General features: G+C 73.1%; 6 protein-coding genes. 3 read left to right on the top strand and 3 right to left on the bottom strand.

Annotated features, from left to right (window positions below; translation table 11 throughout):
* Positions 1 to 195: 195 nt before the first annotated feature.
* Together AB0I22_RS21365 and AB0I22_RS21360 are read right to left on the bottom strand one after the other, a co-directional pair.
* On the bottom strand, positions 196 to 420 hold the full coding sequence (locus AB0I22_RS21365; protein WP_363132409.1) for a DUF397 domain-containing protein: 225 nt from the start codon (positions 418 to 420) through the stop codon (positions 196 to 198).
* A gap of 9 nt (positions 421 to 429) precedes the next feature.
* Entirely contained in the window at positions 430 to 1,299 is an 870-nt protein-coding gene (locus AB0I22_RS21360; RefSeq protein ID WP_363132408.1) for a helix-turn-helix transcriptional regulator, read from the bottom strand.
* A 224-nt stretch (positions 1,300 to 1,523) separates the two neighbouring features.
* Here AB0I22_RS21360 and AB0I22_RS21355 point away from each other — a divergent pair, with 224 nt between their 5' ends.
* The gene (locus AB0I22_RS21355) at positions 1,524 to 1,955 is read left to right on the top strand and encodes an ATP-binding protein (protein WP_363132407.1); all 432 of its coding nucleotides are present in this window, start codon (positions 1,524 to 1,526) and stop codon (positions 1,953 to 1,955) included.
* Positions 1,956 to 2,009: 54 nt separating this feature from the next.
* Here the strand turns inward: AB0I22_RS21355 and AB0I22_RS21350 are convergent, their stop codons facing one another.
* Positions 2,010 to 2,747 carry a TetR/AcrR family transcriptional regulator gene (locus AB0I22_RS21350; protein ID WP_363132406.1) on the bottom strand — a complete coding sequence of 246 codons (738 nt, stop codon included), beginning with the start codon at positions 2,745 to 2,747 and terminating at the stop codon, positions 2,010 to 2,012.
* A 107-nt stretch (positions 2,748 to 2,854) separates the two neighbouring features.
* On the opposite strand from AB0I22_RS21350, the gene AB0I22_RS21345 reads away from it, so the two are divergent.
* Positions 2,855 to 4,084: an FAD-dependent monooxygenase gene (locus AB0I22_RS21345; protein WP_363132405.1), complete on the top strand. Its 1,230-nt coding sequence runs from the start codon at positions 2,855 to 2,857 to the stop codon at positions 4,082 to 4,084.
* Between the two features lie 186 nt (positions 4,085 to 4,270).
* Positions 4,271 to 10,537: a beta-ketoacyl synthase N-terminal-like domain-containing protein gene (locus AB0I22_RS21340; RefSeq protein WP_363132404.1), complete on the top strand. Its 6,267-nt coding sequence runs from the start codon at positions 4,271 to 4,273 to the stop codon at positions 10,535 to 10,537.
* The last annotated feature ends 2 nt before the right edge of the window (positions 10,538 to 10,539 follow it).

Raw genomic sequence — 10,539 nt, 5'->3', positions numbered from 1 at the left:
CGCGGTCGCCACGATCGTGGCGACCGCGCCGCTCGCTTGAGCCCGTGTCACCTGAGCATGCGTCACTTGAGCACATGCCACCTGAGCTTGTGTCATCGCGGGCGTCGGAGCTCTCGGAAGTCCTCGGGGCTGTGGGGATCCGCGGAACGCTGGGAGTTCTCGGAACGCCGAGAGTTCACGGAACCCTCGGATCGGTCAGAGCGAGCCGTCGCGGACCGCCCCGCAGAAGGAGGTCCAGGCGGCGGGGGAGAGCAGCAGGACGGGACCGGCCGGGGCCTTCGAGTCGCGCAGCGCGAGCAGGCCGGACCCGAGGGCGGCGGTCTCGACGCAGTTGTTCATTCCGGTGCTGTGGCTGCTACGGCGCCAAGCGGCGTCGTGCAGCGCCGAATCACCGGACAGCGGACATGGCGTTGCGGACATGGTGCCTCCTTACGCGCCGACGTTGATCTCGGCGATGAAATCCAGTGAGTCGTCGTGCGGCAGGGCGCGGGCCCGCAGAGTTTCGAACGCGGTGCAGTACGCCAGGAGGTCCTCCTTCCGGTCAAGGTAGATGCTGCTCGTCAAATGGTCGAGAACGACCACATCCAGATCGGCCATGGGCGAAAAGGAGAAGATTACGAAAGGCCCGGTAATGCCAACGTGCCCGCCATGAGCGAACGGCAGCACGTGCAGGCTCACCTCGGGCAGCGCGCCGAACTCCACCAGCTGCCGCAACTGCCCCGCCATGACCTCCGGCCCGCCCACCGCGCGCCGCAGAACCGCCTCGTCGAGCACCGCGCACAGCCGCATCGGCGCCGCCCCGCGCAGCACCGACTGCCGGGTCATCCGCACCGCCACCAACTCCTCGACCTGCTCGTTCGGCGGGTCGCCCAGCGCCGCCCGGGTCACCGCACGCGCGTACTCGGGCGTCTGGAACAGCCCCGGGACCACGGTCGTCTCCAGCGTGCGCGCCTGCGAGGCCGCGGACTCCAGCGAGATGAAGTCCCGGTACCCGTCGGGCAACAGGTCGCCGTACGCGTACCACCAACCGCTCCCCGCCCCCTGCCGGTCCGCGGGACCGGGGCCGCACAGTGCCGCCAGCAGGGCGCGCTGTTCGGCGTCCACCACCTCGTACGCGTCCAGCAGTCGCATCACGTCGGCGGGTTTGACGCCACTGCGACCGGTCTCGATACGGCTGACTTTCGACTGGTGCCAGCCCACCGCCGCCGCGGCCTGGCGGCTCGTGAGTCCGGCCGTCTCGCGTTGACGCCGCAGTTCCGCGCCCAGTCTGCGGCGGCGCACCGCGGGCCCGTTCCGCATGTTGATTCCCTTCGCCGGAGATCGATGGGCCAGTGTGCCGCGCAAATACGGTCTTCCGTCGCAGAGTTCACCGCTTTGAGCGACAGATATATGCATTTCCAGTGGCATTGCCGCATGGTCGACACAATCGATGGCACTCTGTCGCGAAGAGCCGTCCGAGGCGCACCCGCACCACCGCACAGAGCCTCGGAGACCGGCGCTGGTGGGAAAGGGACAACGTCGCCATGGCAGACCTGCAGGAAGCATCCGTCTCGCTGCCGAGCACGCCCGCCTCGGTCGCCGCGGCGCGGCGGCACGTGACGAGCGTGCTGACCGAGTGGGGGCTTTCGGAACGGACAGAGGCGTTCGGCATCGTGCGTCTGATCGTCTCCGAGCTCACCACCAACGTGGTGCAGCACACCTTCGGGCAGTCGCCGACCTTCACCGTGGTGGTCCAGCTCGACCGGGGCGAGCGGATGCGCATCGGGGTCGCCGACAGCCATCCGTGCTGGCCCAGGCGGCTGCCGGCCGCCGTCCAGCAGGACAACGGCCGCGGCATGGTCATCATCCGCACGCTCACCAGGGAACTCGGCGGCGAACTCACCGTCACGCCGGCGTCGGACGGCGGCAAGACCGTATGGATCGACTTGCCGTGGACCGGGTCGGGAGCCCTGTAGGAGCGGAGGAGCGCGCGACCGCCGGTCCGCTCTGATTCCGCCGCGAACCCGGGATCAGTCCGAGCGCCGCCCGATGAGGACGGCCAGGCCGTCCAGAATGCGCTGGAGGCCGAATTCCCACGCCTCGTCCTGACCGCCCGCGTCCCGCGTCGATGCGAGCGCGGCGGTGAGCGCCGGGAAGCGCTCGCCGTGCTCGGCCAGCACCGCGCCGAGTACGGAGCCCAGTTGAGCCTCGACCCCGCTCGTCGGGGCCGCCGCGCGGGCATGCTGGGCGATGACGCGCACATGGCCGGTCAGCAGAACGGCCGAGTCCATCCGCTCGGCGCCGGTGAGCCCCGTACCGTCCAGCGCGGAGACGGCCCGTTCCATCCAGCCCAGCTCGGCGGGGCCCATGACGCGCGGCCCGACGGTGGCCTCCAGCAGCCAGGGGTGTCGACGGAACACGTCGAACAGCTGACGGGCCCAGCCGTCGAGCCGTTCCCGCCACCCGGGCAGGGCGCTCTCCTGTGGAGCCCCGCTCGCGCTCTCCTCCGGGGGCCGGCCGATCGCCGCGTCCACCATCAGGGCGATGACCTCGGCCTTCCCGGGCACGTACCGGTACAGCGCCATCTTGGTGACGCCCAGCAGCGCCGCGACCCGCTGCATGGACACGCCGCCGAGGCCCTCGGCGTCGGCGATCTCGATCCCGGCCCGCCCGATGCGGCCCAGGTCGAGCCCCGGCCTCGGCCCCCGCGCGGGCTTGGGGTGCGGCCCCCACAGCAGCCGTACGGTCCCGGCGCCCTCGTCGTCCATCCGAGCCTCTCCCGTCCTCGCCTGCCCTTGCCGAAACCGCCAACTGTGTCTAGCGTACGCAATGCTTTCAGTGTCCGCCGGACACAGTTGAAATGGCAGGGGATCACATGACCCAGAACATCCTCATTTCCGGCGCCGGTGTCGCTGGCCCGGCGCTCGCCTACTGGCTCGCGCGCTACGGCTTCAAGCCCACCGTCGTCGAATCGGCCCCGGCGCTGCGCGGCGGCGGCCAGGCCGTCGACTTCCGCGGCGAGGCGCACCTGACCGTGCTCGACCGCATGGGCGTCCTGCCCGAACTGCGCCGCCTGCGGACCGGCGGCAGCCCCATCCGCTTCGTGGACGCCCAAGACCGTGAACTCCTGCGCCTGCCCGCCGAGTTCATGGGCGGCGACGTGGAGGTGCTCAGGGGAGACCTGGTCCGGGTGGTGTACGAACGCGGCCTGCCCCGCACCGAGTACCTCTTCGGCGACTCGATCACCAGCCTCACCGAGACCCCCTCCGAGGTGCGGGCCACCTTCAAGAACGCGGCCCCGCGCACGTACGACCTCGTCATCGGCGCGGACGGACTGCACTCCAACGTCCGCAGTCTCGCCTTCGGACCCGAGCGGACCTACGTACGCCACCTCGGCCACTACGCCGCCACCTGGCAGCTCCCCAACTACCTGGGGCTGCGGCACGGTTCCGTCGGATACAACGCACCGGGCCGGCTCGCCTCCGTCGGCGCCGGCCCCCGTGACCCCGAACGGGCCGGCGCGTTCTTCGTCTTCGCCGCGCCCGAGCTGACCTACGACCGCCAGGACCCCGAACAGCAGAAGCGGATCGTCGCCGACGCCTTCGCCGGCCTCGGCTGGGAGGTGCCCCGCCTGCTCGATTCCCTGCGCAGCGCCCCCGAGCTGTACTTCGACTCGATCAGCCGCGCGGACGTGGACCGTTGGTCGAAGGGGCGGACGGCCCTCATAGGGGACGCCGCGTGCGGCGCCACCATCGGCGGCATGGGCACGGGCACCGCGATCGTCGCCGCCTACGTACTGGCCGGCGAGCTGGCCCGGGCCGGCGGCGACCACGGGGCGGCCTTCAGCCGCTACGAGTCCACGCTGCGCGACTACGCGCGGGGCTGCCAGAAGGGCGGCGACCGCACCGGACAGTTTCTCGCCCCGGGCACCGCCGCCCGGCTGCGGCTGCGCAACGAACTGCTCTCCAGACCCTTCTTCCTGAACTGGATGCTGCGGCAAGGACGCAAGGTCGGCAGCACCGTGACCCTGCCCGACTACTCCGCCCTCGACAGGACGGAGCACAGGGAACAGCGGGCCGCGCGACCGGCTGGCCGCACGCCGTAAGGGACCCGGCGACCCACCCGGCGGGGTCCGCGGGCGCGGCCGGAATTCACCGGATCGGCCGCGTTACCGCGTGCGGCGACCGCCGTTGGGCCAGAGCAGACGCGCGGGCCGCCCGAAGCGGCACGGCCGCCGCAGCCGCGTCGCGTCGGCCGCCGTATTCCCGTCGTCGAATGAGTGAGGTACCCGGTGCAGCCCCACGTCCCGGATTGTGAAGACATCGACCGCCGTCTCGCCCGCGACCCCATCGCGATCGTCGGACTCGCCGGCAAATTCCCCAAGGCGGGGGACATCCGGGAATTCTGGGACAACATCATGTCGGCCCGCGACTGCTCGGACGTCGTGCCGGAGAGCTGGTGGAAGACCGCGGAGCACTACGACCCGAACCCCTTCGCCGAGGACCGGACGTACTGCCGCCGCGGCGGCTTCCTGACCCCGGAGGTCTTCGACCCCCTGGAGTTCGGGATGCCGCCGAACACCGTGGACTCGACGGGCCTGGTCCAGCTGCTGGGCCTGGTGGTGGCCAAGGAACTGCTGCGGGACGCGGGCCTCGGCAGGGACGGCTGGTACGACCCGGCCGGCACCGGCGTGGTGCTCGGCGTATGCGGTACCAACTCCACCCTGATCCCGCTCGCCAGCCGGCTCTACCTGCCGCAGACGGTCGAGGCCATGGTCGCCGTCGGAGTCCCGCGGGATACGGCGGAAGCGGCCGTCCGCACGCGGCTGGCCGCGCTGCCCCCGTGGACCGAGGACTCCTTCCCCGGCATCCTCGGCAACATCGTCTCCGGCCGGATCGCCAACCGGCTGAACCTGGGCGCCGCCAACCACACCGTCGACGCGGCCTGCGCCAGCTCGCTGACCGCCGTGCGCTCCGCCGTCGACGAACTCGTCAGCCGGCGCGCCGACCTGATGCTCACCGGCGGCTGCGACGCCGACAACTCCCTCGTGTCGTTCATGTGCTTCAGCAAGACCCCGGCGCTCTCACCGACCGGCCAGGTCCGCCCCTTCGCCGCCGAAGCCGACGGAACGCTGGTGGGCGAGGGCATCGGCATGCTGGCGCTCAAGCGCCTCGGCGACGCACAGCGGCACGGAGACCGGATCTACGCGGTCCTGCGCGGACTCGGCAGCTCCAGCGACGGCAACGCCCAGAGCATCTACGCACCGTGCGGCGCGGGCCAACTGCGGGCGCTGCGGCGCGCCTACGACGACGCCGACTGCGCGCCGGGCTCCGTCGAACTGATCGAGGCGCACGGCACCGGAACCCTGGCCGGCGACGCGGTCGAACTCACCGCCCTCAACGAACTCCTGGCCGACCCCGAGGACCACCACTACGCGGCCGTCGGCAGCGTGAAATCGCAGATCGGCCACACCAAGGCGGCGGCCGGAGCGGCCGGGCTCATCAAGGCGGCGCTGGCCCTGCACCACAAGGTGCTCCCGCCCACCATCAACGTGGACACCCCGCACCCCCAGGCCGCGCGCGAGGACAGCGCCCTCTACGTGAACACCGCCGCCCGCCCCTGGGTACGCGACCCGGCCAGGACCGTGCGCCGGGCCGGCGTATCGGCGTTCGGCTTCGGCGGCGTGAACTACCACGCGGTGCTGGAGGAGTACGCGCCCGACGGAACGCAGCGACCGGAGCACGTACCCGCCGGAGCGGAGAGCCTGGAGCAGGTACCTGCCGGAGCGGAGAGCCCGCGGTACGCGCTGCACACTGCGCCCCGGGCCTGCCTGTGGCACGCGGCCGACGCCGACGCGCTTCGCCGGCTGCTGGAGGACGGCGCCGCCCCGCACGAAGGACCCGTCCCGCCCGCACACGCCCGCGTCGGCTTCGTCTCCACCGGGCCGCGCGACCACGCCGAACTCCTCGCCCTCGCCGCGGCCCGGCTGCGCGACGCGTCCGGCCGGGAGAGCTGGAGCCACCCCCGCGGCATCCACTACCGCGACGGCGCGCTGCCGCCCGGCATCGGAGTCGGGGCGCTCTTCGCGGGCCAGGGAAGCCAGTACGTCCAGATGGGGCTGCACGCCGCCCTGGCCCTGCCGCCGGTGCGCGCCGCCTTCGACGAGGCCAACGCCCGCTTCCCCGCCGGGGACAGCCTGGCCCGCACGGTCTTCCCGCCGCCGGGCGGCGGCGATCCCGCGGCCCACGGCGAGCGGCTGCGCCGCACCGCCTACGCCCAGTCCGCGATCGGCGCGCTGTCCATGGGACAGTACCGGTACCTGCGGGAGCTGGGTTTCGCCCCGCACGGGATGCTCGGTCACAGCTTCGGGGAGCTGTCCGCGCTGTGGGCCGCCGGGGCACTGGACGACGAGGCGTTCACGACCCTGGCGCGCGCCCGCGGGCAGGCCATGGAACAGCCCGTCGGCCAGGACCGCGACCCCGGCGCGATGGCGGCCGTCCGCATGCCGCGAACCGCGCTGGACGACGCCCTGGCCGAGCACACCGAGCTGACGGTGTGCAACCGCAACGCCCCCGACGAGCACACGGTCGGCGGCCCCACCCCCGCCGTCCGGAACTTCGTCGACTGGTGCGCCTCCCACGACCTGCCGGCCCGTCGACTCCCGGTCGCCGCGGCCTTCCACACCCCCCGCGTGCACCATGCCGCACAGGCGTTCTCCGCGGCCTGCGCGGCGGCCGAGTTCACCGCCCCGGCCCTGCCCGTGTACGCCGACACCGCCGGCGCGGCGTACGGCGCCGACGCGGCGGCCAACCGCCGCACCCTCGTCCAGCAGCTGTGCGAACCCGTGGACTTCGCCGCCCGGGTGGAGGAGATGTACGCCGACGGCATCCGCGTCTTCGTCGAGTTCGGCCCCGGTCGCGTACTGACCCAGCTGGTGGAACGATTCCTCGGCGAGCGCGGCGCGCACACGGTGTCCTGCGACGCGGGCGCCGGTACGGACAGTTGCGCGGCGCTGAAGCAGGCCGCCGTGCAACTGGCCGTACTGGGGCTGCCGCTGTCCCTCGCCGACCGGTACGCGCCGCCGCCACGGCCCGAGCGCCCCGAGCCGTCCCGGGTGGCCCGCGCTCTGGAGGGGCCCTTCTTCGCGCTGGAGAACCTGCGGCCCGGGCACGAGAAACTGCTGGCCGAGACGGCGAGCGCGACGGCCCGGGCGCTGGAGCGGGAGAAGGAAGAGCAGGAGCGGGACCGCGCCGCAGCCGTACCCGTACCCGTACCCGCACCCGCCGCGGCCGTACGAGCCGAGGGCGGCGATCCGCTCTCGCGTGCCGCCGCCGACCACCTGGCGGCGCACACCCGCTACCTGGACAGCCAGATCCGTACGGCCGAGCAGCTGACCGGGCTCCTGCGGGAGGGCAGCTCACGCGGGCCGCTGGACGAGTCCCTGGTCGCGGCGGTCAACACGGTGACCGAACACAGCCTCGCGCTGGGGGAGGCGCACGCCAGAGCCGGGGAAGTCGTCAGCGGACTGCTGCGGCTGCCGGGCGACGGGCCGGCCCCGTGGCAGGGGGACGTATCGGGCGCGGGCACCGCAGTGGCGGCGTCCACTTCCGTGGTGCCGCTGTTCCCGCAGCGGAACGGGCCGCCCTCGGCGGAGTCCGGCACGCAGGTGTTCAGTGTGCCGGAGTCCAGTGCGGCGCAGGGCGTTCCGGCCGCGCCGAAGTCGGCGCTGGCCGAGCTGTGGGCCGCCGGGCAGGACGGCGGCACGGCGGCCCAGCAGCCCATGAACGATGGGGTGCTGGACCCGGAAGAGCTGGAGCGGGTCTTCCGCACCGTGGTGGCGGAGAAGACCGGCTACGACGTCGACATGATCGAACCCGACATGTACATCCAGACCGACCTGGGAATCGACTCGCTCAAACAGGTGGAGATCGGCGCGGAGCTGATGCGGCGTTATCCGGCGATCGCCCGCAGTGAGATGTACCGGTTCAGCGAGGCCGGGACCGTCCGTGAACTGATGGAACTGATTCTCGCGACGCTCGCCGAGAACGGCCCGCAACTACTGCCCGCCTCGCTGGGCGCTCCGGCCGGTCGCACCTTCGTCACGCTGAGGGACCTGCCGCCGGTCGACGTGTGCACCGACGCCTACGCGCGACAGCCGCGGGCCCTCCTGTTCGACGACGGCGGCGAACTGCCCGGCACGCTCGCGGCGGCACTGTCCGACCGCGGCTGGCACGTCAGCCGCCTGACGCTGCCCGGGGCCGCGCCCGACGCCCACGCCGGTGGCGCCGGCCTGCGGCTGACGGACTGGGACGAGGACACGCTGGCCACGCGACTCGCCGAACTCCTCACCGACGAACCTCGCCTCGACCTGTGCGTCCTGCCCGCGAGCCGCGGCACGGACGGGGGAGCGGAGAAAGCTGTCGCACGGCTGCGGCACGCGATCCTCGTCGCCAAGCACACCGTCCCCCTCCTGAGGACGGCGGCCGGCTCGGGCGCCCGTGCCGGCCTGGTGTCGGTCACCCGGCTCGACGGCTCGCTCGGTTACGGCGGCGCGGGCGCCGACCCGGTGGCCGCCCTCGCCGGCGGGCTCGGCGGCCTGGTCAAGGCCGTCGGCCTGGAGGCGCCGACGCTGTTCTGCCGTGCCATGGACTTCGCCCCGGACCTCGCCGCCGAGACCGTCGGCGAGGCGTTCGCCGCCGAGATCGCCGACCTGGCCACCGACGTGCGGGAAGTCGGCGTGGACGCCGCGGGACGCCGCGCGCCGGAGCTGTCCAGCACACCCGCGCCGCACGCACCCGCCCCGGAAGGGCCCACGGACCTCACCGCCGACGACCTCCTGCTCGTCACCGGCGGCGCGGGCGGCATCACGGCCTGGTGCGTCGAAGCCCTGGCCCGCGAACACCCCTGCGGCTATCTGCTCCTCGGCCGCACGCCTTTGGAGGACGAACCGGCCTGGGCCACCGGCCTGGGCAGCGCCGAAGAACTCCACGCCGCCCTCGAAGCACAGGCCCGGCGAGCGGGCGAGGACCCGGGCGAACCGTCCGTCCGTACGCGCGTCGAGCGGCACGCCAGGCGCCTCGTCCAGCAGCGTTCCATCCGGTCCACCCTCGCCGCGCTCCGCTCCCACGGGGCGGCGGCCGAGTACGTGGCCGCGGACGTCCGCGACGCGCGGTCGGTGGCCGCGGCCCTCGCCCCGTACGCCGCGCGCGTCACCGGGGTGCTGCACGGCGCGGGAGTCCTGGGCGACCGCCCGTTGGCGGAGACGACCGCGGAATCGGTCGCCGCCGTGGTCGACACCAAACTGGCCGGCCTGTCTCACGTGCTCGCCGCCCTGGACACCGAGCGCCTGCGCCACCTGGTGCTCTTCTCCTCCGTCGCGGGCATCTGGGGCAATCTGCGGCAGGCCGACTACGCGGTCGCCAACGAAGGGCTGAACCGATTCGGCTGCGCCTTCCAGGCCGCCCACCCCCGCTGCCGTGTGCTGCCCCTCGCCTGGGGGCCGTGGGCCGGCGGCATGGCGACCGCCGTACAGCAGCTGTTCACCGACGCCGGGGTGCCGGTGCTCTCCCGCGAGGAGGGGTGTGAGTACTTCCTGGCGCAGATGGCCCAGGGCAAGGAGGCGAGCGGGGTCGTCGTCGTCGGCCCGACCGGCCCGCTCTACCACCGGCTCGACCGGCTCCCCCCTACGGGGCGCACCGCGTACCGCTCCCTCACCGGCATCGGCGCCGAACCGGTGCTCCGCGACCACTGCTTCGGCGGGGTACCGGTCCTGCCGATGACGGCCGCCGTGGGCTGGGCGCTGAACGCCGTCGAACGCGCCCACGGCGGCAGCCGGCCGGTGGTCGGGTGCCGTGACTTCCGCATCGCGCACGGAATCTTCCTCGTCAGCGGCCACGCGGAGAGCTACCGCGTCCGCCTCGCCCCGGAGAACGACCAGGGGCCCGCGGTCACCCGCGTCGCCGTCCACGAAGCCGGGGAGCGGGGCCGGCTGTGCTACGAAGGCCGCTTCCAGCAGGCCGAAGCCGCTCCCGAGGCGCCCCGCGTAGAACTGCCGCCGTACATGCCCGGCGACACGCCGCATCCCAGTTACGGCACCGGGCGGCTCTTCCACGGACCGGCGCTGCGCGGACTGCGCAACGTCCTGCTGGAAGAGCCCGGCCGGCTGGTGGTGGCCGCGCGGCTGCCCGACCCCGGACTCGCGAAGGGCGCTTACGCGGGCGGGCTGTACGCTCCGGCCGCGGCCGACCTGCTGTTGCAGACCGGCGCTCTGGCACTGCTGTCACAGGCCGAGAGCGGCGACATCCCCGTCCCCGTGACGGCGGCACGCGTGGAACTGTTCGCGCCGCTCCCCGACGATGAGGGATTCGTCATCGTGGCGGACGCCCGTGGCGACGGAGGGCCCGCGCAGGTCTTCGGGGAGTTCACGGTCACCGCGTGCGCGCCGGACGGGCGGGTCCTCCAGCGGTGGAGCGACGTACGGACGCTGTGGATGGACCCGGCCACCGTCACCCGGAACGTCGCCGAAGAGGCCGGGTCCAACGGCCTCGGCCAGGGATGAGC

Source organism: Streptomyces sp. NPDC050610, from assembly GCF_040654875.1.
In the GTDB taxonomy this organism is placed as follows: Bacteria; Actinomycetota; Actinomycetes; order Streptomycetales; family Streptomycetaceae; genus Streptomyces.
Note: the sequence above shows the minus strand (reverse complement) of the source record. Positions and strands in the feature narration are given on the sequence as shown.